Annotated in this window: 35 protein-coding genes; 7 read left to right on the plus strand and 28 right to left on the minus strand. The window is 39.6% G+C overall.

Annotation, left to right across the window (positions count from 1 at the left end):
* The 6 genes from B9T27_RS15050 to B9T27_RS08850 all read left to right on the plus strand — a co-directional run bounded on the left by B9T27_RS15050 (window position 1) and on the right by B9T27_RS08850 (window position 4,500).
* Entirely contained in the window at window positions 1-333 is a 333-nt protein-coding gene (locus B9T27_RS15050; protein WP_228146185.1) for a helix-turn-helix domain-containing protein, read from the plus strand.
* On the plus strand, window positions 219-1,247 hold the full coding sequence (locus tag B9T27_RS08830; RefSeq protein ID WP_228146195.1) for a tyrosine-type recombinase/integrase: 1,029 nt from the start codon (window positions 219-221) through the stop codon (window positions 1,245-1,247). The genes B9T27_RS15050 and B9T27_RS08830 overlap by 115 nt, the downstream gene beginning before the upstream one ends.
* 216 nt (window positions 1,248-1,463) lie before the next feature.
* The gene (locus B9T27_RS08835) at window positions 1,464-2,729 is read left to right on the plus strand and encodes a tyrosine-type recombinase/integrase (RefSeq protein WP_086206463.1); all 1,266 of its coding nucleotides are present in this window, start codon (window positions 1,464-1,466) and stop codon (window positions 2,727-2,729) included.
* Entirely contained in the window at window positions 2,726-3,370 is a 645-nt protein-coding gene (locus tag B9T27_RS08840; protein ID WP_086206464.1) for an integron-associated HEPN domain-containing protein, read from the plus strand. The genes B9T27_RS08835 and B9T27_RS08840 overlap by 4 nt, the downstream gene beginning before the upstream one ends.
* A gap of 156 nt (window positions 3,371-3,526) precedes the next feature.
* The gene (locus tag B9T27_RS08845; protein WP_086206465.1) at window positions 3,527-3,769 is read left to right on the plus strand and encodes a hypothetical protein; all 243 of its coding nucleotides are present in this window, start codon (window positions 3,527-3,529) and stop codon (window positions 3,767-3,769) included.
* Window positions 3,769-4,500, plus strand: coding sequence for a hypothetical protein (locus B9T27_RS08850; RefSeq protein WP_086206466.1), 732 nt, complete (start codon window positions 3,769-3,771; stop codon window positions 4,498-4,500). The genes B9T27_RS08845 and B9T27_RS08850 overlap by 1 nt, the downstream gene beginning before the upstream one ends.
* A 22-nt stretch (window positions 4,501-4,522) precedes the next feature.
* Here B9T27_RS08850 and B9T27_RS08855 read toward each other — a convergent pair whose 3' ends face one another.
* From B9T27_RS08855 to B9T27_RS08925, 15 genes are all read right to left on the minus strand, one after another.
* Complete coding sequence (locus B9T27_RS08855; protein WP_322853573.1) at window positions 4,523-4,666, minus strand: hypothetical protein; 144 nt, start codon at window positions 4,664-4,666, stop codon at window positions 4,523-4,525.
* 4 nt (window positions 4,667-4,670) lie between these two features.
* Complete coding sequence (locus B9T27_RS08860) at window positions 4,671-5,039, minus strand: hypothetical protein (protein ID WP_086206468.1); 369 nt, start codon at window positions 5,037-5,039, stop codon at window positions 4,671-4,673.
* Complete coding sequence (locus B9T27_RS08865) at window positions 5,039-5,548, minus strand: glycoside hydrolase family protein (RefSeq protein WP_086206469.1); 510 nt, start codon at window positions 5,546-5,548, stop codon at window positions 5,039-5,041. Before B9T27_RS08865 ends, B9T27_RS08860 begins: the two co-directional genes overlap by 1 nt.
* Window positions 5,532-5,819 (minus strand): holin, encoded by a 288-nt coding sequence (locus tag B9T27_RS08870; RefSeq protein ID WP_086206588.1) that lies wholly within the window; start codon window positions 5,817-5,819, stop codon window positions 5,532-5,534. The genes B9T27_RS08865 and B9T27_RS08870 overlap by 17 nt, the downstream gene beginning before the upstream one ends.
* Window positions 5,820-5,883: 64 nt before the next feature.
* A complete protein-coding gene (locus B9T27_RS08875) occupies window positions 5,884-6,288 on the minus strand; it encodes a hypothetical protein (protein ID WP_086206470.1) in 405 nt (134 codons plus the stop codon).
* Entirely contained in the window at window positions 6,288-8,243 is a 1,956-nt protein-coding gene (locus B9T27_RS08880; protein WP_086206471.1) for a hypothetical protein, read from the minus strand. Before B9T27_RS08880 ends, B9T27_RS08875 begins: the two co-directional genes overlap by 1 nt.
* 1 nt (window position 8,244) lies before the next feature.
* Window positions 8,245-8,832, minus strand: a complete 588-nt coding sequence (locus tag B9T27_RS08885; RefSeq protein ID WP_086206472.1) for a DUF2612 domain-containing protein — start codon at window positions 8,830-8,832, stop codon at window positions 8,245-8,247.
* Window positions 8,825-10,006 (minus strand): baseplate J/gp47 family protein, encoded by a 1,182-nt coding sequence (locus B9T27_RS08890; RefSeq protein ID WP_086206473.1) that lies wholly within the window; start codon window positions 10,004-10,006, stop codon window positions 8,825-8,827. The genes B9T27_RS08885 and B9T27_RS08890 overlap by 8 nt, the downstream gene beginning before the upstream one ends.
* Window positions 10,003-10,362: a hypothetical protein gene (locus tag B9T27_RS08895; protein ID WP_086206474.1), complete on the minus strand. Its 360-nt coding sequence runs from the start codon at window positions 10,360-10,362 to the stop codon at window positions 10,003-10,005. Before B9T27_RS08895 ends, B9T27_RS08890 begins: the two co-directional genes overlap by 4 nt.
* Before the next feature lie 38 nt (window positions 10,363-10,400).
* Window positions 10,401-11,111, minus strand: coding sequence for a Gp138 family membrane-puncturing spike protein (locus tag B9T27_RS08900; RefSeq protein WP_086206475.1), 711 nt, complete (start codon window positions 11,109-11,111; stop codon window positions 10,401-10,403).
* Window positions 11,111-12,076, minus strand: a complete 966-nt coding sequence (locus tag B9T27_RS08905) for a baseplate hub protein (protein ID WP_086206476.1) — start codon at window positions 12,074-12,076, stop codon at window positions 11,111-11,113. The genes B9T27_RS08900 and B9T27_RS08905 overlap by 1 nt, the downstream gene beginning before the upstream one ends.
* A 1-nt stretch (window position 12,077) precedes the next feature.
* A complete protein-coding gene (locus B9T27_RS08910) occupies window positions 12,078-12,371 on the minus strand; it encodes a phage baseplate plug family protein (RefSeq protein WP_086206477.1) in 294 nt (97 codons plus the stop codon).
* A gap of 3 nt (window positions 12,372-12,374) precedes the next feature.
* Complete coding sequence (locus tag B9T27_RS08915; RefSeq protein WP_086206478.1) at window positions 12,375-13,004, minus strand: phage baseplate protein; 630 nt, start codon at window positions 13,002-13,004, stop codon at window positions 12,375-12,377.
* A gap of 83 nt (window positions 13,005-13,087) precedes the next feature.
* Window positions 13,088-13,393: a hypothetical protein gene (locus B9T27_RS08920; protein ID WP_086206479.1), complete on the minus strand. Its 306-nt coding sequence runs from the start codon at window positions 13,391-13,393 to the stop codon at window positions 13,088-13,090.
* Window positions 13,380-13,814: a hypothetical protein gene (locus tag B9T27_RS08925; protein WP_086206480.1), complete on the minus strand. Its 435-nt coding sequence runs from the start codon at window positions 13,812-13,814 to the stop codon at window positions 13,380-13,382. The genes B9T27_RS08920 and B9T27_RS08925 overlap by 14 nt, the downstream gene beginning before the upstream one ends.
* 65 nt (window positions 13,815-13,879) lie before the next feature.
* On the opposite strand from B9T27_RS08925, the gene B9T27_RS08930 reads away from it, so the two are divergent.
* On the plus strand, window positions 13,880-14,329 hold the full coding sequence (locus tag B9T27_RS08930) for a hypothetical protein (protein WP_086206481.1): 450 nt from the start codon (window positions 13,880-13,882) through the stop codon (window positions 14,327-14,329).
* Window positions 14,330-14,333: 4 nt separating this feature from the next.
* Here B9T27_RS08930 and B9T27_RS08935 read toward each other — a convergent pair whose 3' ends face one another.
* The 13 genes from B9T27_RS08935 to B9T27_RS08995 all read right to left on the minus strand — a co-directional run bounded on the left by B9T27_RS08935 (window position 14,334) and on the right by B9T27_RS08995 (window position 24,130).
* A complete protein-coding gene (locus tag B9T27_RS08935; protein WP_086206482.1) occupies window positions 14,334-16,565 on the minus strand; it encodes a phage tail tape measure protein in 2,232 nt (743 codons plus the stop codon).
* Window positions 16,566-16,849: 284 nt separating this feature from the next.
* Window positions 16,850-16,984 carry a DUF6889 family protein gene (locus tag B9T27_RS08940; RefSeq protein WP_416224400.1) on the minus strand — a complete coding sequence of 45 codons (135 nt, stop codon included), beginning with the start codon at window positions 16,982-16,984 and terminating at the stop codon, window positions 16,850-16,852.
* 56 nt (window positions 16,985-17,040) lie between these two features.
* Window positions 17,041-17,508 (minus strand): phage tail assembly chaperone, encoded by a 468-nt coding sequence (locus B9T27_RS08945; RefSeq protein WP_171263371.1) that lies wholly within the window; start codon window positions 17,506-17,508, stop codon window positions 17,041-17,043.
* 5 nt (window positions 17,509-17,513) lie between these two features.
* Window positions 17,514-17,957, minus strand: coding sequence for a phage structural protein (locus tag B9T27_RS08950; protein WP_086206484.1), 444 nt, complete (start codon window positions 17,955-17,957; stop codon window positions 17,514-17,516).
* 10 nt (window positions 17,958-17,967) lie between these two features.
* Window positions 17,968-19,089, minus strand: coding sequence for a DUF3383 family protein (locus tag B9T27_RS08955; protein ID WP_086206485.1), 1,122 nt, complete (start codon window positions 19,087-19,089; stop codon window positions 17,968-17,970).
* 9 nt (window positions 19,090-19,098) lie between these two features.
* The gene (locus B9T27_RS08960; protein WP_086206486.1) at window positions 19,099-19,632 is read right to left on the minus strand and encodes a hypothetical protein; all 534 of its coding nucleotides are present in this window, start codon (window positions 19,630-19,632) and stop codon (window positions 19,099-19,101) included.
* Between the two features lie 2 nt (window positions 19,633-19,634).
* A complete protein-coding gene (locus B9T27_RS08965) occupies window positions 19,635-20,006 on the minus strand; it encodes a hypothetical protein (protein WP_086206487.1) in 372 nt (123 codons plus the stop codon).
* The gene (locus tag B9T27_RS08970) at window positions 20,006-20,485 is read right to left on the minus strand and encodes a hypothetical protein (RefSeq protein ID WP_086206488.1); all 480 of its coding nucleotides are present in this window, start codon (window positions 20,483-20,485) and stop codon (window positions 20,006-20,008) included. Before B9T27_RS08970 ends, B9T27_RS08965 begins: the two co-directional genes overlap by 1 nt.
* A complete protein-coding gene (locus tag B9T27_RS08975) occupies window positions 20,482-20,868 on the minus strand; it encodes a DUF4054 domain-containing protein (RefSeq protein WP_086206489.1) in 387 nt (128 codons plus the stop codon). The genes B9T27_RS08970 and B9T27_RS08975 overlap by 4 nt, the downstream gene beginning before the upstream one ends.
* Window positions 20,868-21,248, minus strand: a complete 381-nt coding sequence (locus B9T27_RS08980) for an STY1053 family phage-associated protein (RefSeq protein ID WP_086206490.1) — start codon at window positions 21,246-21,248, stop codon at window positions 20,868-20,870. The genes B9T27_RS08975 and B9T27_RS08980 overlap by 1 nt, the downstream gene beginning before the upstream one ends.
* 12 nt (window positions 21,249-21,260) lie before the next feature.
* Window positions 21,261-22,280: a DUF2184 domain-containing protein gene (locus tag B9T27_RS08985; RefSeq protein WP_086206491.1), complete on the minus strand. Its 1,020-nt coding sequence runs from the start codon at window positions 22,278-22,280 to the stop codon at window positions 21,261-21,263.
* A 63-nt stretch (window positions 22,281-22,343) separates the two neighbouring features.
* Window positions 22,344-22,823 (minus strand): hypothetical protein, encoded by a 480-nt coding sequence (locus B9T27_RS08990; RefSeq protein WP_086206492.1) that lies wholly within the window; start codon window positions 22,821-22,823, stop codon window positions 22,344-22,346.
* Between the two features lie 2 nt (window positions 22,824-22,825).
* Window positions 22,826-24,130: a DUF2213 domain-containing protein gene (locus B9T27_RS08995; protein ID WP_086206493.1), complete on the minus strand. Its 1,305-nt coding sequence runs from the start codon at window positions 24,128-24,130 to the stop codon at window positions 22,826-22,828.
* Window positions 24,131-24,171: the final 41 nt, after the last annotated feature.

The following is a 24,171-nucleotide window of genomic DNA, read 5'->3' on the forward strand; positions in this document are numbered from 1 at the left end:
ATGCTAACGCTCAGTCTACTTGAAGCAGCTCAGTTTCTTCGCATGCATCCTGAAGAATTACGTAGGAGAGCAAAGCTTGGACAAATTCCAGCAGCAAAACCTGCAAAATCATGGGTTTTTATCGAAGATGATCTTGCTGAATATTTACGCTCGTTTTATCCTAGTTCTAGGCAAGCGTTGCAAGTGACTTTACCAATGGAGTTAAAACAATGTCACTTATCAAACGCAACAACATATGGTGGGTCGACTTCACCACACCAAGCGGTAAGCGAATTAGACGTACTACTGCAACGGAAAATAAAGTCGAAGCGCAAGAATTCCATGATCGATTAAAAGCTGAATTTTGGCGAGTACAAAAGCTAGGTGATAGACCGACCTATACTTGGGATCAAGCTGGTATACGTTGGTTGGATGAAACTCAGCATAAGAATACCCACCAAGATGATGTCAGTAAATTGACTTGGTTACAGCAGTTTCTTCGTGGGAAAATCCTAATGGACATTTCTCGCGATGAAATTATTTCGATAGGTGAAGTTAAAAAACGAGAATCGAGTGCTGCAACTGCAAATCGATACCTTGCCTTAATTCGAGCAATCCTTAATAAAGCTTGTAACGAATGGGAATGGATTGATAAAGCACCGAAAGTAAGAATGTATAAAGAAATCAAACGCCGTGTTAGATGGATTACAGCTGAGCAAGTTAAGATTTTACTTGATGAGCTACCTCCCCATCAGAAAATAGTAACGGTATTTGCTCTTTCAACTGGACTAAGACAAGCCAATATTTTAAATCTTACTTGGCAGCAAGTTGATTTAAAGCGAAAAACGGCATGGATTTACGGTGATCAAGCAAAAGGCAAAGAAGATATCCATGTTTCATTAAGTGAACATGTCGTTACTTTGCTTAAAACTCAGCTTGGGAATCATCCAGAATATGTTTTTACATATCGGAAAAAGCCTATTGGAAATATAAATACGCGAGCTTGGCGGAAAGCTTTAGAACGAGCTGGAATAGCCAACTTTCGTTGGCATGATCTAAGACATACTTGGGCGAGCTGGTTGGTTCAAAATGGCACACCTTTATATGATCTTCAGGAGATGGGTGGTTGGCAAAGTTCTGAGATGGTCAGAAGGTATGCTCACTTAGCTCCAGCAAATTTAAGCAGACATGCTGAAGTCGTAAGTTCCATACTTTATGGCACAAATGTGCCACAGCCTGAAATTAAAAAGGACTTACAATTACTGTAAGTCCTTGAAAAATATGGTGGGCCCAGACAGACTTGAACTGTCGACCAACGGATTATGAGTCCTGAATTTTACGTATTTACTAACATTTACCAATGTTGATCTATTATATATTTATCATTCGAAATCATCATCTTAGGTTTTTAATATATTTATAGGTGTTGACCAACATTGATCTAATTTGCTTACATAGTGCTTACACCGTACCGATGTAAGCAAATGAAGCTGAAATTTACAACTAATAAAGTCATAAAACTCGAAAAACCTGAAAAGGGTAAAAATCAAATTTTCTATTGGGATTTGGACACATCTGGTCTTTCTGTTCGTGTCACCCAAAATGAAAACCGCTCTTACATTTTTCAAGGGCGTGTTTCAGGTAAAAGTTTACGCATAACTATCGGTGATGTAAATGTCTGGTCTCTGGATGATGCTCGCAAAGAATCAAGACGACTGCAGCAACTTTGTGATCAAGGGATCGATCCAAGGCGCAACAAAGCTGAACAAGATCAAAAAAATGATGAACACCACCAATCCAAACAAAATGAAAAAATAACTTTTGGTGATGTATTTGATGAGTATGTAAATGCAAACAAACATTTGTGGTCAGATCGCCACTTTCGAGACCATGTTGACTTATCTCATCGAGGTGGTGAAAAAAAAATAAGGGGCAAAGGTTTAACAATACCAGGTGTGCTTACATCCCTGCTTGATGTGCCACTTGTGAAAATAACGTCGGATACATTAATTGATTGGCAAACTAAAGAAGCTGAGACAAGACCGGGACGTGCTGCGCTTGGTTTTCGTATTGCACGATCTTGCATTAATTGGTGTCAAGAGCATGACACCTATATGAATCTGATAGATGTAAAAGTACATCAAGCCAAACGTGTTCGTCGTGCTGTACCAGTATTGAAGCCAGTTAAAAACTCAGTGCAACGTAATCAGCTAAAAGATTGGTTCTTAGCTGTGACTGATATTCAAAATATTATGCACAAGACTTTTTTACAAATTAGTATTCTTTGTGGTCCGCGTTCTGAATCAATGCGTTCACTTACCTACTCACAATTAGACTTCAAGTGGAAAACCATAAGTATCTGGGATAAGGTTGAACAGGAAGATCGCATTATACCCATGACTCCGTATGTTGAAAAATTACTTCGGCAGCTACCCAAACATCCTGATTCTGATTTCATATTTTGGAGTGAGCAGTCTAAATCAGGACATATCACAGATATTCGAAATAGCTATTACGCTGCACTTGAAGAAAGAGGTCTACCAAAATTTACAATCCACGACCTGCGCAGATCATTTAGTAATTTAGCTGAATGGCTTGAAATTCCAACTGGGGTGGTAGCACAGATTATGGGACATAAGCCAAGCGCTACAGCAGAAAAGCATTATAAAGATAGACCTGTCGATCTACTTAGATTACATCACACGAAAATTGAAGAATGGATTTTAAAGGAAGCTGGAGTTAAAACATGAGCACCACCCCATCCAAAGAAGTTAGCCAAAAGTTATCATATTTATATTTCTATTTACATGATATTTCACAGGAAATGCAGTCGGTTTACGGACTCATACAAATTGTTGAGGCCACGCTTAGTGAGCATGTAGAACTCGAAGCACCAAAATTCTTTGATATGAGGGGGGAATTTTCAGTAAAAATCTCTAAAGGAAATCCTCAAGTAATTAAGACTATGGCAAAAATAAGTTTTCAAACTGCAATTATTAATATATGTAGGCTATCAGAGGCCATAGGACATTCCGATATGAGGCAATTGCTTAAAAAGTATTCTCCTCTATCCTTAGAGAGATTTGAAATTTTTATAAAAAAATATTATACCAAAGAAGTGAAATATTATAGGAACAAATATTCCGCTCATCCAATTAATCGTGATACTGATAATTTTTTAAATTTAAAAGAGATTTTTAACCTAATTGAAAAGATTTTGAATATTTCCTCTATGGAGAAGTTTCGCTTAGATCACTTTTATGGTTTTGTTAAAGAGTTTCATCACCCAAACATAACAGATCCTAATCAATCTATTACTTGGGCTATATATGAAATGTCAAATGAATTAAGAAACAATGGAATTACTTTAGATAGAGAAAAAGATTTTTAAGGTTTATGGATAGTAAGCCCGCCAATATAGCTATTGAGGCTATTATGAGATAATTTATTGAGAAAAAATCAGGTAGAGATATCTAATTTTATACGCCCAAAAAACCAAATTGCGCATTTGTGCAAGTTGGTTCAATACTTTTGTGAACTATGAATTATGCAAAAATTCGATGGTAATATTAAAAATATTCCAAGATTAACTGATGAAAAATTAACACAGCAATTAATCCCTGCTCGTTTTATTCCTGAAACGCCAGATGAACTAAAAGATAAAAATGTTGTTTATATTTTTGACAGCGAAGATTCATTCAATCTGACATACGATGAGTTGGTCGAAATTGTGAGTAAAGCAAGAATGGCTGGGCCTAGAATGATTCCAGTGTTGGGGACAATTGATTAATGAATAAAGGTGCCATTATATTTAGCATTCTAGTAGCCACCATTATTTCTATAATTTTGGCATTTAGTATTTTTGGCATTCTATATTTTCATTGGGGGGATATAGAGGCTGTAAAAAATAGCCTGTCAACTGTATCTAGTTTTTTTGGAGGTTTTGCTACATTAGGTGCGGCCATTATTGCAGCTTACCTTGTGGCTGACTGGAAAAAACAAGCAACTTATAATTCTCAAATTACCATTCTTGCAAATATGTTGAGTGATATAGGAGTTTTAACAGAAGAATTCGATAGCTTGCGTAATAATCAGAATATGTATAAATTTTTAAAAAGTATTTTGGAAAATGAGGAAATTAAAGTTGATTTTATTCCCTTAAATTTCAATAAAATGAATAATTTGATAAATAGTATTAGATCAAAATATTTTCAACTCAAAATGCTCTCTGATCAACATGATGTATTCCCACAACAAGACTTACACACGAACGTCTTTCTACAAATACAAGCAAAGTTAAAGATGTTTGAATTAAAAGCACAAAATATCAAAAGATTAAATAATTGCTCAACTTTATATGATGATGACCTTAAGTTAGCTTTTTATATAAGTGGCGAACTAGATCATTATTTAGGGAGTAAGTACGCAAATATTGAAAGATATAGTATATCGGACATATATGATAAATTTTATAATCTTCGAGATGCAGTTATTCATTATAAAAAACTTTTAGATAAGTAAATCAAAAAAGAGTAAAAAGCCCTCACCGGAGGGCTTTTCCAACCTCTATCCATGCATCAACCTGAGCTGAACACTCATTATATTTAGCCACAGTATCCACTGCCCAAGGTAATACAGATTTACCCTGCCCTGACTCCAATTTCTGCAACCTAGCTGCTGGCTGCATTAAATTAGCTGGAATCACGGGTGATAAGTGAGTTGACGAGTTGCACCCCATCATCATCAAAACAATGGTTGAGATACACAGGACGCTCAATGATCTTTTGCACTTCACGTGTAACTGTTTCGACTTTGACGCGTTGTTCTGATTTGACTTGTTCATAGTCTGCACTCACTTGATTGATTTGATTTTGTTTGGCTGCTAATGCCTTAATATGCTTTTGTTCCATCGCCTGAATAGTGGCTTTACACTTGGCATCAACTGCTTTGAGTTTTCCGCTTAAATGGTTGGTGTATGCAATTTGCGATACCCATAAAACAAAAAAGACCGCTATTGCGATCCATGTTTTAAATTTCCATAAGACTTGAATGATTGGCATTAATTTACTCCTAGGCATTTTGAGTGACGTTCAACTTGTCTGGTCCATACCCCATAACAACCATTGGATCGGATGGAGCAATCACGTTTCGCAACGTACTTCCATTTCAGCAATGAATTACAGGCTTGTTTGTAATTGCCCTGTTTTAAGTTACGTAGCATTGAAGATGTGGACCAAGCCGTGGTACCAAACTGATATGAAAAATCTAAATAGCTGTCATATTCAGTTTGGGATAATTTCACTCCGGTTAAAGATTTTTTAAACGCAACTTCACGTTTAGATACATCATGACGCAACCATTGATCTGCTGTTGCTCGTGTGATTGGTGGATCAGTCATTTTGACCTTACTACCATCGGGTTTCATGGTGGCACCATGCCCTTGTGTGGGTACATCACCAGGAACAGGGATAACGGGATATGCGGTATATCCCTCTTTCATCTTTACCCCTGCGAAAAATAAAACTGATGCTGTTATGCTTGAGACGAGAACTTTATTCTTTGCTGACATAGCACTCTCCATTTGCTTTTTTAAGTGCAATTTGATGTAGCTCGTCTGCACGCTTGTTTTCTTGCCGCTTGTAGTACCAGTTGATTAAAAAACTCATTAAACTGACAAATAGACCAGCTATGGCAATCATTAAACCAAGTGCTGTGACTGGATCTAAGCCGAAAAACTTTCCTGATAAGCCAGCTAGTGACCCACCAACCGCTGTTTTTGCTGATACTGAGGTAATTGCTGAGCTTGCTTCTGCAATTGCTTGACCTGTTGTTTCAGACATTTCTCCCCCCTTATTTTTGGCAATAAAAAAACCCATTTAAGGGCCGCATATTTTCTTTAAATTTTTACAGTGAAAGTGCATGCACCCACATTTCATCTACTTGATTGGTATTCAAATTTATCAATTGGGACATATATAAAATTGCATCTGATGCTCTTTCAAAAGTAATTGCTTCTGTATATTCAATTTGAATACGCATTCGCATTGTTACATCTTCAATTGCATCAATTGCTTGTTCAATTTGCGTAAGAATACCGAACTCTAAAAGCGTTAATTTGAACTGTCTACGCGTGATGGGTTTAAATGCAGCTAATCGAATTGCCTCTTTTTCTTCATCACTTAGATACTTTTGTGGATGAATATGTCGGTCTACTTCTTCATCTGTCATTGCAACAAAATCATTTGTAATTAAATCGCCTTGTGTTTGATCGAAGGCATAAACTTCATTGTTTAATTTATAATATTTCACTATCTTGTCTCCAACCATGCCGAAACATATGATCCGTCAAAGCGATATGAATCTCCGTGCATCACAGCAATCGAATACATTCGAGTTACACTTTCCGCTGCTGCAACTATCAAAACACCATTAATGGTAACGGCTGCTGGCTTTCCAGATGACCCTAAAATCGCAACAGTTACAAAAATTGCAGAACCTGAAGAATTTGTATAAGTGGTTTCTAGTGCTCTACTGCCTAGAACATTTATGCTATATCGCCCATAACCTGGGATAGGCAGTGAAATATCTTTCGTGCCATCAAATGTTACGCCATTGATAGCGCGTGGAAATGCTAATCGTCCAGCTGATGATGCCATACCGATACCATTACCAGTACCACCATTCGACTCTGGTAGCGGAATATTCCCAATATTAGGGTCGTAACACCCCCAATTGCCAGCATTGACAAAAAGATAGCGACCAGCATTATTACGAAGTACTGCTTCTGAACTTGTACAGGAAAAACCTCCTGCAGAAACAACACCTGTAAAAGTTTCATTATCTGTATAAGCAAGTCGTCTAGAGGCTCCCCAATTTCCAGCTCCATATGGTGCATTGTAATGATGAATACCTTGGCCATTTTTTCCTAAGAATAAACCATTCTTATTTCCGCCTGATTGATCACCATAAGTATTGAATGTTAAAAAATCGCCATACGAAGCATTACCAACTCCAGAATTTAATCCACCCGAGCTAGTAAAATAAGACATAACACCTGATGGAATATCAATGGGTTTAATTGCTCTATTATCAGATGAAATTAATGAAACAGCTTTATCAATTGATCCTGTGATTTTTTCATCGAATGTCACAGCATTCGCAAATCTCCAAGCACCTGATGTATATGTCCCATTGATGTCAATCCAAATACCATTGCCATTTCCAACCTCCCAAGGACTTGTTGAATTAATAGTCATGAAAATTCGTTCACACGTATCAGCCTGACCATAGGCTCCTTGCATTGCTTGTTTTGTAGTATTTGGAGTTGCTTTAAATAAATTACCCGTCGCCCAACCACCACTTTTGTGTGTATCCCAAATAAAAGACCCAGCATCTGTCATGGAATTTATGCTGTTTACGTCAGTCAATGTAATATTTTTGAGATATTGATATGAGCCATCAGGGCGACGAACGCCATTCATAACTTTTACTTTAGTATCGGTAGGAGCCATTCCCATGATGAAATAAGAACCATCAATAAGATTAGAAACGATACCTGTCGTATATGGAGAAAAGAATTTTCCTGATCCATTATCGTAAAAAAATGAACTCGTTCCCGAAGCGGTGACTTCATTCAAAAATGCAAAATCTGTTGTCATTGTCGATGATTTTGTTTGATTTCCACCATTCAAAGTCCCTGTGAATGAAGGTGCTTTTATATCGCCTGTAGCTGTACCACCAGCCTTATCAAGTTTGGTATCTTGTAATACTTTACCTTGTGCTGCTGTGAGTGCCTTGGTTGAATCGTTTGTAAGTAAATCATTAACCAATTGCACTACACCTGTTTGAGTGGTGGATGCTGAACGAATGGCTTGTTGTGAAATAGCGGTAATTTGGCCTTTGGCATTGACTGAAATAGTGGGGATTTGAATAGTTGAACTATATGTTCCCTCAACAACACCTGAATTGGCCAGTGTAATTAGACATGAAGTATTTGCAGAGCCGTCAAAATTAAATGAACCAGTCGCAGCCCCCGAAAAACTAATGGTGCGTACAATTTCTAATTTCGATGCTGAAACAGCATTCGCAGCTCTATCTAATTTTCCATCAATAACTTCATTAACTTTCAAAGTTAAGTCATTGAATAACCAGTTAAACCACTGACGTGCAGGTTTAAGGTTGACGGGAAAGCCTGTATCTAAGTTTAAATTGTCAGTATTCTTATTGCCGTTTTTAGCAAATTCAATTAACTTTTCTATAGCCATGTTAGTTCTCAATAATTAATTCAACGCCTGCTGGCAATGGAAAAAACATTTTTACAAGGATGCGCTGCGTGGTATTTGCATTGGTTAAAAATGTAAAACTGACCGTCATATCATTATTGTCGGTGACTTTAAATAACTCGTGGTCGAGTACTAATTTGATAATCTGCTTGGATTCATCAATATTCCCAGTACAGTTATTTCTTAAGATTTTTGCTTGAATTAAGCGTCTTAGAAACTCACCTTTCGGTACTAGACCACCCGTCCCAGACTGACCACTTTCACGAAAATATCCGCCTACTTCTGGATCATCAATTTCGCCAAAGGTCATAGAATTGTCTTGATCGATAAAACCGAAATACTCCAACTGTGCAGCACCAGAAATAACCAAGGGTGCACCAACCCAATGTGCTAGGGTTTGTAAATATGGATCATTCGCGCTATCTACATCGTAGTGAGCATTTAGCTGATCTAAGAAATTCAGACAATCAATTAAAGGATTAATAGAAGTCAGGACTGAAGCTAGAAATAACGGTCGGGTTTTATGTTGGCTTGTAATTAAGCCAATATACTTTTGTTGATCCTTATTCACTGGTAATCACCACTTCAATTGAAGTTGGATCACAAAATGCGACTGACCCAAATGGCAAGGTGTAATCTCCTGAAATCACCACACCATCAGCTTTAATCTGAATACTGGTTACTTCATAGGTTTGGCTTTGAATTGCACCATAGAGATTAGAAACACCTACCAACTTGTTATGCGTAATTTTGTCGCCAATCCCTAAGTCATTGGTATATTCAGCCAGTAATGCTTTAATTTTTTCAGCTGTATCCGCGCTATAAGCTTCATTAGTTACAATGGATAATAAGTAACTAATATTAACGACCGTAGCTCGATAGAAAGAAATAACCTCAGGTTCGTTATACACATTCAGCAATGTAATATTTGTATTGCCATACAGTGCACAACCCATGGATTTTTTGGATTTAATAACTTTGGCTATTTCTTGAGAATCACCGCCATAAACTACTGCACAAAAAGAATTAGCAGGTATGCCGTTTGCATCATCAACTTTTTTGGTATTTGAAAACGTCCGACACCGAGTAACCCCCTCAAGCTCAAGAATTTTACCTCGCGCTGATTCTTCTAGTGATACAGCACTATTCGCAACGGATAAAGCTTGTCGTTGACGTAATTTCGAGTCAGATTCAATTGGCATACCTAAAGTCGATGGAGTTAAATTAATAACGCTTTTCCATCCACGAGTTGGTTTTCCAGTGGTATTGATTGAACCTGCTACTGCAAGGATTGCACCAGCTTTCTCGGCAGTCGCTGAAACAACAATAGATCCGCTAGGTGGAATAATGACATTGGTTGGCAACATCCATTTATTACCGTTTCTATCTGGTGAATAACCATTGGAAATTGCAGTACCTGGTGTGCCGCCTATAGTTAAATCGACTGTTGAAAATGTCGGAATTGCTCGTTTAATTCCATTTATAGCAACATTGCGAGATAGGGCCTCTTTGGTTGCAGTCTTAGGTGAAAATGTTGATACAGCATCAACACATGCAGCACCACAATCGGTAATCACTCTTGCAATCACACCGATCCATTGACCATCTTGGCTATCATTATCTAAATAAGCATCGGGACCATATATTGCTCGGTACTCAGCCTTTAAGAATTCAACCACTTCATAATAGGTTGGTGCAATGACACCCGCATCCGTTATTACTGGCGCAATCGTTGTTAAAGTCATCCATTTAGACTCCTATTTAAAACGGCTGTGCCGTAAATCGTGTTTATAGTCATTGAGACTGAAAGCATTCTTGTTTCAGCATCAAGTGAACTTTGAAATTCTTCTATGCTCTGCACACCCGGTGTTTGTAAAACACGTTGTCGTAGTGTGAGTTCATATAGATTCCCTGATTGCTTACCTAAAATTGATTGATTCCAACCTGTTCCATCCGACGTATCTGCAAACCACTCTCCCATCCAAAGGCGAAGGCGAGTCAAAACCGCTTGCGCCACCGCTTCAGGTGTATTGCTATGGAAATCATTTACACCTGACCCAAACGAGTAATCGTCATTTTCATCTAGTTTTCTATAGCGCATAAAAAAGACGCTTTCGCGCCCTCCTGAAATTTGATGATTTATTTTGGAGTCCCAGTATCACTACCACCAGACTGAACCCCACCATGCTTATGAGTAGAAAACTCAATACCACCAATGCCAGCACCACCTGTAAGTGTTGATTTTCCTTTTACGCTAAGGGTGCTATCTACTGTTGCTGCGCCAGTTACTTCCAAAGTCTGCTGCATTTCAACGGGATGGTGGAATACGGATTTTGTGCCGATGAAGTGTATTTCCCCATTAGGTTTAATCTGAATTTTGCAGGTATTGTCATCATTACGGATTTCTAAAGCAGTGGTTGAAATATCACTTATTTTTTTGGATTGAGATTGAGGTCTAAAGAATGCAAAGCCATCTGATAAATCATGCTTACGTGTATCAAAAGGATTTTGAACACCACCTGACTGCCACCAAATATCTATATTGCGAGATGCAAATGAAACAAAGCATTCATCACCTTCATGAATTGGATGGGTAATGGTGAAGCCACCTGCACATGGAAACATTACAGGTACATCTTCCAAGGTTGGTAGCTCTACTGTCTCGACTACTCCATCTTTATTCCGAATCGGTATTTTGATAGTAGGTTGAACAGATACCGTTACAGCTTCAGGATCGTAACTCTCAACTACACAAGGAAGTGAGGTCCAGAGATTTGCCAATTCTCCACGGATCGCATCTTTAATAATTTGAAGCATATCGGGAGAGCGTTCACTTAATGATATTGCCATTAATTTGCCACTCCTGTAATTGATACACCTGACTTGGGGACAGTAGCACCCACAGCAATACAAACAAGGCTGTCATGCCAATCATTACCGCGATTATCACCTGTTCTTTCAAGTGAGCAGATGATAAACATTCCATCTGCGCCAGTTGCTAAATTTGGGTTTTTATAGGGCTGATCCACCATCTGGCCACCATAATTAATATCATATGACTCGGTCTGCATATTCGTCATATCGACCTGTACGCGACCACCCCACTTTAGTTTTGGATTAAGCAAGCAAGTTATATTTAGACCTTCACTTGTTAGCTGAGGCATACCAATAACGCCAGTTTGTGCACTCAATATCTGTACCGGTTCAACCGTGTATTTATCAATGATACGCATGTGAATTTCTTCATCTGATAGCGTGTAAGCAAGATCGTTGTCTTTACTGAATTGCTGCATATTTGCATCAAGCGAACCAAATAATACACGCCCACGTATTAGTTTTTGATCGGATAATTGCGGTGATTCACCAAGTTGTAAACCCGCACCTTCATACCCTTTTAAAAGTATATTTTTGGTCTGATCTACACTTGTTCCTGCTGGTACAGACTGGTTGATAATTGTATTATTTTTTGCAACAGTACTTGATTGGGCGAGTATGCAGAGCCACGTATCTGTCTGATTGTCACGTCCTCTGCGATATTGAAACACCGTACCTTTGAAAATTATCTCCAGTCCAGAATCAGCATAACCCACCTCTAAAATAACTTGGCCATTTAAATTCTGATCATCTATTCCGCAAAGTAAATCCATCGTCTGCTTAGACATATTGTAGATATAAATCTCAGCAGCCTTAGGTGCTTCAGTTGTTGGTTGTGAGATATGAAAATAAATATGAAAATCGGATAAATCCAGTGCTTCAGGTGCATCTTTATTAATTTGGATTGTGAGGCGACACAGTCTTTCCCATTGCAATGACATATCAATCTCTCCAAAATAATTGAATTTTCACACCTAGATCGTTAAAGGATTGGCTTTCATCGGCATTGTTATTTAATACAAACAGCCCGCCTTTAATTAAATGCTGATGCTGATCTAAAAGGTTTACACCTTGCACCATTGGCAGTGCTGCTAGTATTAATTGGCCCGAACTATCTGAAACATCCAAGAACCAGGTATCTAAGCGGTAAATTAGACGGAGCTTGTAAATTATTGAGCCAAGTCGCACATTGAATTGCTGATTTGTATTGATCAGCGGTATTTCATATAAAGCCATAATCTACCCCCACACCCCACCAACTTGAGCACTACCTGTGAGCTTCCCCAACATAGAGGTTGGCACTTCCTTTTTCTGCACTGTGCCACCATCTTGGACACCTGCTGTAGCTTCGGGTGTTTTTTGATTTTCTACCAATACAGTCGTTTCTGATGTCATCACACGAATGACTTTCTTGAATGTGATATCAATCATAAGGACATTCTCTGTCGTCTTATCTGTTGTGCACCCAAGCGACTTAATAAGCATGTTCGTGTATAAGCGCTTACCACTCATAACAATTAGCGGAACTTTGCTTTTTTGTAGTAACTGTAATGCTTCATAGACAATAATCAGGCTCATTGTTCCGCCTAAAAATGAATTTCCAACATAACCATTCAACTTGCCCGCACTCTCAGACCAACCTACTTTTATTGTTAATTCTGGGGGTTCCATATAAGCGTGATCTGAAATTGATGCCCCCGCCTCGGTTGGATGATCTGTAATATTCAATTCATCTTTATGCTTTTCTTCAATTGTTACATCAGCAAAAAGACCCATGATTGTTCGGCCTTTACCTGCAAGTAGTAAGGATCCAACTGACTCGGTTAAAGATGATGATGTGACAGTATTAATTAATGAGCCAATTGTCATGTTTGCTTTTCCTTAGGTGTAAAAAAACCACCTTATGGTGGTTTTAATTTAGATTTTAAAAATCTGCAAAAATTTAAATATTCTTATTTTTTCCAGACTTTCTTAAACCAGCTAAACATTTTTTTCTCAGGATCATTTGTGGTAACTCCAGCCCATGTGTCTGATTTTTCATTAATTTCAACTACAACAAAACGTTCACCAGGTACAATTTCTTTCACTTTATTTCTAATATCACCAGCGCTGAATTTATCAGATGAATCCGTGACAAACCAAGTGTCGCCAACCCAATGCCACCACCCCAATCCATTGCTTTTAAAAAATTCCCTTAACTTGTTATTGTGCTCTTCTGTTAAATTTTGCAAGCAAATTATATATCTACGCTTCATCATCAACAGCCTCAATTGAGTCAACACTTGTTGATAGTACTTTGGTATTTGTTGCTGAATTGATCGTCTTCAATTGACCATTCAAGCTATCTTCAGGTACATGTTTTTCTATGGCTAGTTTTTCAATATTGAATTTTTCACTTCTTAGTGCATCTGTTTTATTGGTAAATAGACAAAAGAAGAAAGCAACCAGTACAGAAAAGATCATTAAAACCAAAAGCGCAAACAATCCAATTAGAATCCATTTTTCCGCCTTAAATATACTGGATAGGGTTATTGCAGCAAGAATAGACCCAAGTATCCATGCAAGAATACTAAGTATCGAAGATCTTGATCCAAATGAATTTGCTTGAGAAAGCACATGTTTTACAAATTCCATAAAGCTTTCATAAGCCTCATTATTTAATTTTAAATAAGTTTGCATATTACTCACCTCTTCTTTATAAATCTATAAATTGTTGCTTTTTAAAGAAACTCAAGGAATCCATAATGAAAAAAATACTACTTTTGGTAGTCGCATCCACTTTTGGCGCTGGAGCTTGGGCATCACCATACGATTCTAATTCTTTCGGAGCAATGCCCCATAAAGATATTATGAGAATAAATGTAGATAACTGTAATATTGAGGCAAATGCCACTGGAAATAAAACTTCTGCAGAAGAATGTATTAACAATCAAAAAATAGCCTTTGAAAAACTATTAATTATCTACAATGACCATGCTATTACTGCGCCATCTTGGAGTTTATGCGTAGGCGAGGCTAAAACTAGGCACTCCTATGACTACGTGGTTATGTATGCCTGCATGAAGGTTGTTAAAGACATATGTAAGGAAAAACCTGATGGTCAGTGGGAGAATCCTAATTTGTGCATTCGGAGTATGCAATCAGGTGCTTGGCTGAATAATCCTAAAATCTATCAGCCATATAAAAAGCAATGAGTTCCTATGTCAATACACTCTGTGCACCCCTAGCCATAAAGGCTAATGAATTTTCATTATGCCTTTTTACAGCCTTGGCTGATTCAATTGGATCTTTAGCTCCATTAATCGTCATGTCGGTTTTGAAACTCTGGTGGATCGTCACAGTTGAAGCTGACATATTTGACGAATTACTTACTTGTGGTTTATGTGGGTTGCCATTTGGTAATTCTGCATTTTGTGCAAAACTTGCTAATGCTTTAGCCTCTTGAGGGGTTTGTTTTTGGTTGGCAGAAACCCCTGTTCGACTAATCTTACCCTCTTTAACGCCTTCAGCTTTAACCATCCCTTCCGCTAACGCAGCAAACTCAGCTTCAGACATTTCACCAATTTTCTTACCCTTGAGGCTTACACCTTTTGCGGCAGCAGTTTTATTGATTGTATCTTCATATGCTTTGTAATTTGTCTTACCTGAATAATCATCAACTGCGTAGCTTCTAAGCATTTTTGAAAAAGTTTTATCACCATGTTGTTTCTTTAGTAATTTAGCTTTAGCAATCGCCCCAGCTTCCATTGTCTCAAATACAGCATTACCCCATTGATCTAGAGCAACAACACCAGCATATCGCTTTCTAGCATCGCTCAAAGCCTTATCTTTGGTGCGCTTTGACTTGACTGTTTTATCTGCACTACCTTTAAACTCAAACTTTAAATTCCCTGGATTATTGTTTCTCCAGGCAACAGTTCCGCCAGTTCTAGTTTCAGTCTCACCATTTCCCATTTGATAAATGCGTTTTGTCCCCTCGGTCTTAATAAGACTTATAATCTTATTTGACTCTTTGGCTGTAGATAAGACCGCCCCCTTAACAACATCCTGTACAACCTTCGCAGTACCAAGCGCTAAATCCTTTGCAGTCACGGCGGGCTTACCTTCATTAATCTCAACCGCTTTTTTAGCATCTTCGTTACCAAAGAAAGCTAAAGCCTTAGCCACACCTGAGCCAACTGCATCAAGGGCCTTCTTACCCGTGTCAGTTTCAGCAATTTTATCATTGAGAGCATCAGCACCTTTTTGTGCAATTTTTTTAGCTTCATCCTTTGCAAGATCGACTACTTCTTTAATAGCTGTCACTGGATCTGAGATGATCTTCTGAACAAAATTAACGACCTTGTCCTTAACTTTCTCCAGCAGGGCAATAAAGTCCTTAATCTTCTTCATGATCGTATCAAAGCCACCAATCCACTTATCCCAATCTATGAATGACTTACCACCTTCTTGCCATGTTTTGTAGTCGTCATACAGTAAGTACAAAGCGGATGCTAGGGCTAAAATGATGCCGATCGGTGATGCAAGGAAAGCTAGTCTAAATAATTTAAGCAGTCCGATGAAGCCTTTCAACATTGGTATAAATTTAAAGATCATCCCAAAGGTTTTAATGAACGAACCCAGAACCAATGCAGCCATACCAAAGCGTAGCGCAACCCCTAAACCCTCTTTAATCTGCGGATTTAACTGGCCGAATGCAGATACACCCGCCATGATCAAAGTATTAAGCAATTTCAGAATAGGTATTAAAGCCTTACCCGCCTGCATCACAATGACCTGAAATCCTGTCTTGGTCATCATGGTTAAATCGCGGTATTCAGACATGAACTCATTGCCTGATTTAGCAAGGTCATCATTCATGCCGAGTTCTTTTTGTATCTTCTGATACTTGTCCATGTTGGCTATGAATTTACCGTCACGCATGGCAAGCAGTGTGTTTTGATCAATACCTAATGAGCTGGCATAAGCATTAGCTTGGTGCGCTGGCATCGTGGATAAAACACCACTTAAGTCTTTCATGACCTCAACACGGTCACGAATTTCACCATTAGCATTCTTGGTCTGTACGCCAAGGCTATTAATCATCCCCTCGTAGCCTGGAGAATTACGCATTTTTTCAGCTAAGGATTCAAGCGAACCCACAGCACCTTCAGCACTACCACCCATCTGAGCAATGGCGTTGCCGTATGCGTTGATGTTGGTGACGCTTGCACCAATACGCTGTGATGAAAAGTACAGCTTATCTAGCTCACTTGCTGTTTGACGTACCGCTAAAACTGCACCAGTGGCCAATGCCAGTAATGCACCTTTTAACGCTGTTGCTTTAAGCTCAACACCGCCCATGGCATCTTGCATTTGTTTTAACCCTGAATTGTCAGTCTTAAAACCTAATGCAACCATGAAGTCACGAATCACACCTGCTTGTGCCATGAGGATACCCTTTTACATTTTCCAGATATAAGTACAAACCACAATCGTTATGAGGATTGCCATAAATCGCCATGCTTGCATTTTTCGTAACTCCGTTAGACACCAACCTGCTAATTTGATAAAATCTTCCATACGAAATACTTTTCCTCTTTTACTTCTCGGTTAAGTGGATACAAAAAACCCCGATAGCTACCAACTGTCGGGGTTTTGCTTTTTCTGATTATTCAATTTTTAATTTCTGAATAACATTCATGCCACTTGTATATAAGCCATATACAAGTGGCTTATTTTTTACTTTCCTTTTCTCTAGCTTCTTCGATCAAATACTCATTGTCTGCAACAACATCCAGAGCGTCATTCATCAAAGCAATATCAGCTAGATCCAAGGTTCCATCGAGCAGAGATTCATACTTGCACATACCTTTGATAACTGGCCGTAATAGCCAGTCTTCTTGATTAGGCAAGTTTTTAAAAGTTACTCGACCTGCTTCATGCTCGATGCCTTCATAAGCAGATCTTGAATAAAATTTCCTAAGTTCTTACGAATGACAGCAACAACAAGTGGGAGGATTTGCATCATATCCAAGTCATCAAACATGATGGATTCACCGCGACACAAGACAGCACCATCACGGTGAACAATACTGAGTGTCTTATGAATGACAAGATTGGTGTCTGCTTCCGACATACCTGCAATAACATCCATGAGTGGTGCCAGTGCTGTGGATAGGCCATCCAGTTCACTTAGATCAATATTATCAAGCTCAACATCATCACCAGATTCCATTGACTCAATCACTTTAGATAGACCACCTTTGGCTACCTCACTGATGATCGGAATTAAGCTCGGGATAACGGGAGCAATTTTTCGAGACACATGAAGTTGATCGAGCGCATTTAAGCGCCCGATCGTGTAGTTTTTACCGCTAATTGTTATCTGCATTTCAATTACTCATATTTGCCAAGTTTCATATCAACTTTGATTGAGTCGAATACCCATTCCACAGTCGAACCATCTTTAGCATTTGTATAATCAGGTGCTTTCTTAAATGCGCACTTTGATGCCGTGTGGTTATCACCTGAACCAACATGGTTAAGTGTGATTGTGTTTTTACCCCACTTTCGCGCTGATGCTTTTTGGGCAATATAAATATTCATCAACTTGGCATTAGTTGGTGAAGTTTTTAAAAGGCGGATTGTTACTTGACCTGAGTTATCCGCGTGAAGTGAATGCATACCTTCACCATCTGCACCCACGGTCATTGTATTTTTGTCGCCAGCCATGGCAAAGGTGATGCCTTCGTCAGCAATAGCTGCACCATAACCCAAATCAACAACACCTTCTGCACTCGTTAAAGAGCACTGAGTGTCCATGAAACTATATGTAGACATTAGCTACTCCTTAACGATTTACAGCAACAAGCACGTCGGCAAAATGCGTGGCGCCTGCCAACTTGATAGCGATTTGAAATACTGGTGCTTTACGTGCTTCGCGTTCAGACTGCGCTTGATCATCCAAACTATTGGCATAAACATAAAATGCCTTAGATAGATAATCACCCGTTTCTAATGCACCAAAGCTGTCGCCATTCCACTGTCCCTCACCAAGTAAACCATTCGTCACACCTTGTGCACAGGCACGCTCTAAAACACCACACTGGCGATTTACACCTGCAGGCGTTTGAGGGATTTTAGTATTTGAGGTGTAGTACAGATTCCAAAGTGCAGTCTCAAGATGATTCTGGAGCCAATCTAGACCATGGATCTCATCAATGAATGAGCCGTCGCACATCACACCCTCTTGTAAGATTGCTGTGTCATTGTCATAACCTGCAAAAACATTACAGTGCTTAGCAACGAGAGATTTTGCTTCACTTGTTTTTAAATCTTCTGGGATAATGCCGGGCAACTGCTTGAACTTCAGCGTAATGGTGGTGTTGGTCCCCATAAAATTAATACTGAACATTCGACCGAATAAGGATGCCGCCGCATAAGGATTGTCACTAGAGAAAATCGTAAATGTACGGCGATACTTCTTATTTGATAGTTTATAAGCATCATCAGTAATGCTTGTACTAATCAGCGAGTTTTCATCTTGAGTTGTATAACCAAAAAGACGCACTGGTGAAGCTGCTTCAATTAGCGATGCTACAGAATCCACCTCAGCTGTAGTTAGATTGGCCGCGATAACCAAACCATACCATTTAAGTGATTCTAAGCATTCTGCAACAATAGCCTCAGCAGTTTCGGGCGTATCCCCTGATTTATCCCAAAAGCCAATATATAAAATTCGAGGTTTTGGGGATTGTCCAAAATAAGATTTAGCGGCAGCGTATTCTGGATCATCTACACCATAATCTTCAGCAACCTCGGCAATGCTTGAGTATTCACGCATACGTTCGATTGCATCGATTACACCAGTAGTAGTACCGAGAATGAGTAAAGATCCAAAAGATCGTGGCCCTGCCGCCAATGCAGCTAAGCTAATGCTGACATTGACGACATTAGAGACAGGTAAAGTCATTTAAGACTCCTAATTTTTAATATTGACGTGATAATCAATAAAAGTTTTGACCGCATAAATACGCTCAGTCTTGCGTCTAAAAGTCGCAACCAAGTCATAGCGATGCACATATTGTTGATTTAGAAAGTCGGGGGCCGTAACGATCTCACCACAGCCAACGTATTTAATTTTGTAGTCACGCAGTTGCGCGATGTTTTGCGGTATCGCTAGGCCATCTTTGAAGATGCTTGCGAATGATTGCCCATGGTGACCATAGAACGAGAGTGATAATTCCAATTCTTCATGTCGTATCGAATCCATACTTTCAGCATGTTGCTCAAAATAAGGCCCATCGTCAGGACGTATCGACTTGACTGCGAAGGCACACCAATCCACGCCAATGGCGGGCATAGGTGGTGGCTCTGGTTGCCATCGTGGACGCACAAACTGTCCTGACAATGATGTTATGCCGACTATGAGTTCTTGAAAGATATCTTCTAGGTCTTGATCATGAGTAACAATCCCGCTTGGTGCGATATACCCACCAGTTGCAGAATCACCCATATTTACCCCGTGATAGGTTTAAGCTCGCAAATTGCTTTAATAAACCCTCGACCATATTGAGTGTTGGATAGAACTTGCGAGACGATATATTTACGACCTTGCCATTCAATTTCATCCGCTTGGGAACTTGCATCACCTTCAGATAAAATAAAGCGCGTATGTAAATTAATAGCACCAGTAATAATCGTTCCATCAGGCTTACGATCCATTTTGTCACCACTGTTTGTAGTCACCACGGCGTTAAACTTATGAACTGTTTCAGTATTTTTAGATCGCCCATTATTACCAGCGACTACAGCTGTGCGAGTACAAATCAGTCCACGACTCATAAAGTCAGGATCAAGCAAAACATCACTTACATCTAAATTTGGCATTATTTTTCAACCTTCTTAATGATGTAGGTAATTGAATTACGCAGCTGACCGGTATCAATCAAAGGTTTTGTTCGTGTTTTACCTGCACGTCGTCTAGCCCTTAATGTTGCCTCAGATAATGGAGTAAAGTCACCACTATTAATTTTTGCTCTTACGCTGTTTTGAGCAACCATTCCCGCACGATTCAAACAACGATCTACACCTTGCGAATTACCAGCTAGTGCTTGATCAATTGCCTTGGTTAATTGTGCAGCCGTCTGCTCTTGGCAATCCTCTACACCCGGTGCAAGAAATGCACGTGATGGAAGATTCATTGCAGGTGAACCCGTTTCTTGAATATAACCAATTTGAGCATTAGTCATATCAGTATCAGAACGTGTCTCACCGTGCGGAATACCAACCAACACCTCTTGAGATATTAGTTTTTCAATTGCTTCAAGAATGCCAGCGAGTCCGTCACCAGTCGAAGTCACGCTCATAGCTGAATACCTCCTGCTCCCACCATCATCATTAATTGGTAAAACTGAATACCGAATGTAGTTTGATTCCAGTGACCTGCATCAGTAATCATGACACCCGATACATCCATTGACTTAGAGACACCATCAATAGACTTGGAGGTTTCATTCCCAACAACCTTGCCACCAATACCACCCACATCAACGAAAGCCATATCACGCGCATAAAGTGTTAAGTAATGAGCCATAAATAACGTAAGCCCATCATCTAGCAAATCATCCCATCGGCTTTCAGGTAGCAGCTTCTTTCCAAGTTTTAAATAAAAATTGAATTGCATCGATGGGTATAAATCCAAGTCAGCAAATACTGGCATCGTCTGCCGAAAGGTAGATTCATCTAACATTACTTAGCCTTTGGATCAGGTTTTGTTTCAGGCAGTGTTTGAGCCTTGGCCAACTGAACTTTCAGTGCTTCGATTTCTTTATCTTTAGCCTGACCCGATTTTTCTAATTCAGCAATCTTTTCATCAGCTGCAGCTGACTGAACTTTCAGTGCTTCATGTTCTACAGTTAATAGATCATGTGCATCTTGCAGCTCTTGATTGACGGCAACTGACGAGGTAATTTCCTGTGCATGTGCTTTGACAAACCAGTGATCAGCAATTTCAGCATCCACCTCCTGCACACCGGCAGGAAGCGTTACTGTTTTTTGCTGACCATTTTCATCTTTACCAAGATTCACAACGAGTTCTTTCGTTAAAAGGATCTGTACAAGTTTAGTCATGGTCAGTGCTCCTTATAGACCGTCAGCGTAGTAAGCTGTTTCTGGGTAAACCCACTCAACTGCACCCAAGCGACCAAAATAAGTAGTCAACTGGCGTAGATCACGATATTCAAGCGGTGTACGTTGTAGTGGTACTAATGGGAAGCGAACTCGATTTTCTGATTGAGTATAAGTAACCATACGATCTTTACCACCAACGCCACGACCTACTAGCCATTTGGATGGTTGAATATCCAAAGGCTTGCCATTCACGGACATGCAAAGGTTATTGATTTTTAGATATTCAAGAATTGAGATATTACCGGCATCACTAACTACACGAGTGGTTAACCAACCAAACTGAACTGGTGGTAAAAGTAATTTATCTGGGCATACAGCAAAACCAGACGCAATCCATGCATTATTCAGAATCAGGTTTACATCATCCACAATCTGCTGTGGTGTGGCAGTCGCCCAAGAGGTATTGACGTTTGTTGCGCCAACTTTGCTTGAGTTTACTAAACCCTCCAAACCCAATTGAGCATCACCGATATAGACTTGCTCATCTACATCCATATTGTATTTAAGCGTTAGGCCTGCATGTTTTTGTGCATCAACTGGACGACCAACTTTTAAAGCTGATTCAAGCTCAGGCAATGTATAACCGATTTGCATAGCCCATAAAGTTAATGGTGCTGCGGTTTTACCAATGTCCAATGCAATACCTTGGATAGCATCGGTATTTTTACCAACCCAAGCTTTACCACTTCCCGACTGACCACCTGCAGCAGCAAATGTCGAATTCGTAAATGATGATGTTTCATCAGCAATTGAAACATCCGAACGCAGATCAATATCACGTGTCCATGTAACACTTGCTAAAGGCTCATGCATGGTTTGATCTAAGCGTTCAAGCTCACCCACCAAAAAAATACCAGAGCTATCAACTGTACGCTGATCAAATGTCATCATCTGGTCACGTGTACGTGCGCGAATAGGATTACCCATCGCTACAGCTTGAGCCATGGTTGTGGCCAAGAGTAATTTACTCATATTTACTTTTCCCTAGTCGTAAAAAAAGACGCTTTAAGCGCCCTCGATTTACGTCATTTAAATTTAGATGTTGTAAGAGATTTCTACATTGCCACTAGCATCAGCTGCATGCATGAAGATTGCATCCACTTCAATTGTGTTTGCTGCATCTGCAACCGCTTCGATACCACCAATTGGTTTTGCTTCTGTGCCAGCATTTATACGAACAAAAACTTTACCACCAGTTTTTGAAGCACCAGCATTACATTTCACGGTCATATAGCCACGGCGTAATACATCATTAAAGCCAGTAACTGGAATAGCAGCACCTAAACCATTTGTTGCTGATTGAGTTGGGTATGATCGAACGATAAGACCGTAAATATTTGAGGCAGTATCAGCAGCAGTCAACGGTGCAAATTTACCGTTAGCATCCAACTTACCGAACAAGCCAAACCCTGCAAAACCAGTCACTGTATTATGGGCTTCAATGGTTGAATGTGATTTACGTGATACATCACCCGCAATACCTGACGGCATACGGTATAAGAATGAGTTACCCATGATTACTGTCCTTTATTCCAGAAGGCTTTGTTTTTAGCGTTAATGTCGGCAGGCGTTGGAGCTGAGCGACCGAAGTCACGCGTCGTTACACCAGTGCGTACACCTTTCGCATTGTTTTGCTGTTTGATAAGTTCAGATGCACCAATGAATGCCGCATCAACCGTATAAGCTGGTAATGCATCAATATTGGCATTGGCACCACCAACAAATGGCCCAATCGTTTTAACGCCATCCGCAGTTGCGTACGCTAATTTCAGAGCATTACGTTTTGCGGTGTCAGCAACCTTGCCGATATCTTTAGATGCTGAATCCAACGTAGGAAGTTTTAAACCCGGTGCAAGAATTTCAGCACGTGCACGAATATCCTGAAGTGAATCGCCCGTGTATTTTTCCACACCACTTTCATCTAATTTCTTAGCTGGTTCAGCTTTGGTCAAATCACCGTCGTCTTTTGTTGGCTCACCTTCAGGATCATCATCTTCGGTATTCTTTTCAGGATCATCCGAATCTTTGGTTTTTTTCTTTTCCAAGGCACCCATTCGTGAATCCATGGTTTTCATGAATTGCCGCATTTCTTTTTGGAATTTCGCATCAGCAGTTTTGCCTTTACCTTCTTCCTCGTCATCATCTTCCGGTTCATCGGAATCATTGGTTACGCCCGCTTCTTCCAAAGCCTCATCAATCGTAAGTTTGATTTTCTTGCGCAAACTATCTAAAAAGCCAGTTTTTTTAGGCATCTGTTTATCTCCAATTGAGCAACGCGAACCGCACCGCCCTTTGTCTACTAATGCAACGTGATTACCAATAATGTTGCTCTGAACCCCTTTGCCTTTACTGACTTCTGTATAGTCAGCGTCATAGCCTAGAGAGATTTGTACTTTCCCACCCTGAACCGCTTCAATCGCATCCTTGTCTTGAACAAGTAAATCAGCAATTAACAAGTGATCTTCAATACCCTCGCCACGGCGCACGTTCTGTGCCGTACCTTTTGACAACTCTTTCCAATTGTCTGGTGTTACCCAATCGTCTGGATGGTCATCTGTGATGGGCTTACCTTCAAAACTTGCAATCGTTTCAGGTCGGAATAAATCATCATCACCGCGAGTAATGACTATCAAACCGGCATCCGCTGTGACAGGAACTTCGCCTTCGCCATAAAGCAAACTACCAGTACAAGCAATCGCTACGTCACGACATAGCAAATAGCCTTCTGGTGTAACTTCACGAGTCTTGCCAAGTTTACCGACGGTGTAAAAATTGGATCGATCTTTGGTCTGCCGATCCTTTGTATGTTTTTTCTTAAACATGATTCACCTTTGAATAGGCAATAAAAAACCACCGCATGGGT

It is taken from the genome of Acinetobacter sp. ANC 4648, from assembly GCF_002135345.1.
Classification (GTDB): Bacteria; Pseudomonadota; Gammaproteobacteria; order Pseudomonadales; family Moraxellaceae; genus Acinetobacter.

Bases quoted from the DNA above. Each gene is read 5' to 3' on its own strand.
- B9T27_RS08970 (WP_086206488.1), bottom strand. From the start codon at position 20,485: ATGAGCGTGACTTCGACTGGTGACGGACTCGCTGGCATTCTTGAAGCA.
- B9T27_RS08890 (WP_086206473.1), bottom strand. From the start codon at position 10,006: ATGACTTTAACAACGATTGCGCCAGTAATAACGGATGCGGGTGTCATT.
- B9T27_RS08965 (WP_086206487.1), bottom strand. From the start codon at position 20,006: ATGCCAAATTTAGATGTAAGTGATGTTTTGCTTGATCCTGACTTTATG.
- B9T27_RS08975 (WP_086206489.1), bottom strand. From the start codon at position 20,868: ATGTTAGATGAATCTACCTTTCGGCAGACGATGCCAGTATTTGCTGAC.
- B9T27_RS08835 (WP_086206463.1), top strand. From the start codon at position 1,464: ATGAAGCTGAAATTTACAACTAATAAAGTCATAAAACTCGAAAAACCT.
- B9T27_RS08870 (WP_086206588.1), bottom strand. From the start codon at position 5,819: ATGTCTGAAACAACAGGTCAAGCAATTGCAGAAGCAAGCTCAGCAATT.
- B9T27_RS08940 (WP_416224400.1), bottom strand. From the start codon at position 16,984: ATGTGCAAGTATGAATCTCTGCTCGATGGAACCTTGGATCTAGCTGAT.
- B9T27_RS08980 (WP_086206490.1), bottom strand. From the start codon at position 21,248: ATGACTAAACTTGTACAGATCCTTTTAACGAAAGAACTCGTTGTGAAT.
- B9T27_RS08910 (WP_086206477.1), bottom strand. From the start codon at position 12,371: ATGGCTTTATATGAAATACCGCTGATCAATACAAATCAGCAATTCAAT.
- B9T27_RS08900 (WP_086206475.1), bottom strand. From the start codon at position 11,111: ATGGCAATATCATTAAGTGAACGCTCTCCCGATATGCTTCAAATTATT.
- B9T27_RS08865 (WP_086206469.1), bottom strand. From the start codon at position 5,548: ATGTCAGCAAAGAATAAAGTTCTCGTCTCAAGCATAACAGCATCAGTT.
- B9T27_RS08925 (WP_086206480.1), bottom strand. From the start codon at position 13,814: ATGCAAACTTATTTAAAATTAAATAATGAGGCTTATGAAAGCTTTATG.
- B9T27_RS08935 (WP_086206482.1), bottom strand. From the start codon at position 16,565: ATGGCACAAGCAGGTGTGATTCGTGACTTCATGGTTGCATTAGGTTTT.
- B9T27_RS08880 (WP_086206471.1), bottom strand. From the start codon at position 8,243: ATGGCTATAGAAAAGTTAATTGAATTTGCTAAAAACGGCAATAAGAAT.
- B9T27_RS08930 (WP_086206481.1), top strand. From the start codon at position 13,880: ATGAAAAAAATACTACTTTTGGTAGTCGCATCCACTTTTGGCGCTGGA.
- B9T27_RS08985 (WP_086206491.1), bottom strand. From the start codon at position 22,280: ATGAGTAAATTACTCTTGGCCACAACCATGGCTCAAGCTGTAGCGATG.
- B9T27_RS08955 (WP_086206485.1), bottom strand. From the start codon at position 19,089: ATGACTTTACCTGTCTCTAATGTCGTCAATGTCAGCATTAGCTTAGCT.
- B9T27_RS08840 (WP_086206464.1), top strand. From the start codon at position 2,726: ATGAGCACCACCCCATCCAAAGAAGTTAGCCAAAAGTTATCATATTTA.
- B9T27_RS08860 (WP_086206468.1), bottom strand. From the start codon at position 5,039: ATGCCAATCATTCAAGTCTTATGGAAATTTAAAACATGGATCGCAATA.
- B9T27_RS08990 (WP_086206492.1), bottom strand. From the start codon at position 22,823: ATGGGTAACTCATTCTTATACCGTATGCCGTCAGGTATTGCGGGTGAT.
- B9T27_RS08995 (WP_086206493.1), bottom strand. From the start codon at position 24,130: ATGTTTAAGAAAAAACATACAAAGGATCGGCAGACCAAAGATCGATCC.
- B9T27_RS08915 (WP_086206478.1), bottom strand. From the start codon at position 13,004: ATGACAATTGGCTCATTAATTAATACTGTCACATCATCATCTTTAACC.
- B9T27_RS08845 (WP_086206465.1), top strand. From the start codon at position 3,527: ATGCAAAAATTCGATGGTAATATTAAAAATATTCCAAGATTAACTGAT.
- B9T27_RS08905 (WP_086206476.1), bottom strand. From the start codon at position 12,076: ATGTCATTGCAATGGGAAAGACTGTGTCGCCTCACAATCCAAATTAAT.
- B9T27_RS08945 (WP_171263371.1), bottom strand. From the start codon at position 17,508: ATGCAGATAACAATTAGCGGTAAAAACTACACGATCGGGCGCTTAAAT.
- B9T27_RS08920 (WP_086206479.1), bottom strand. From the start codon at position 13,393: ATGATGAAGCGTAGATATATAATTTGCTTGCAAAATTTAACAGAAGAG.
- B9T27_RS08850 (WP_086206466.1), top strand. From the start codon at position 3,769: ATGAATAAAGGTGCCATTATATTTAGCATTCTAGTAGCCACCATTATT.
- B9T27_RS08855 (WP_322853573.1), bottom strand. From the start codon at position 4,666: ATGCAGCCAGCAGCTAGGTTGCAGAAATTGGAGTCAGGGCAGGGTAAA.
- B9T27_RS08960 (WP_086206486.1), bottom strand. From the start codon at position 19,632: ATGGGTGATTCTGCAACTGGTGGGTATATCGCACCAAGCGGGATTGTT.
- B9T27_RS08895 (WP_086206474.1), bottom strand. From the start codon at position 10,362: ATGCGCTATAGAAAACTAGATGAAAATGACGATTACTCGTTTGGGTCA.
- B9T27_RS08950 (WP_086206484.1), bottom strand. From the start codon at position 17,957: ATGTCTACATATAGTTTCATGGACACTCAGTGCTCTTTAACGAGTGCA.
- B9T27_RS15050 (WP_228146185.1), top strand. From the start codon at position 1: ATGCTAACGCTCAGTCTACTTGAAGCAGCTCAGTTTCTTCGCATGCAT.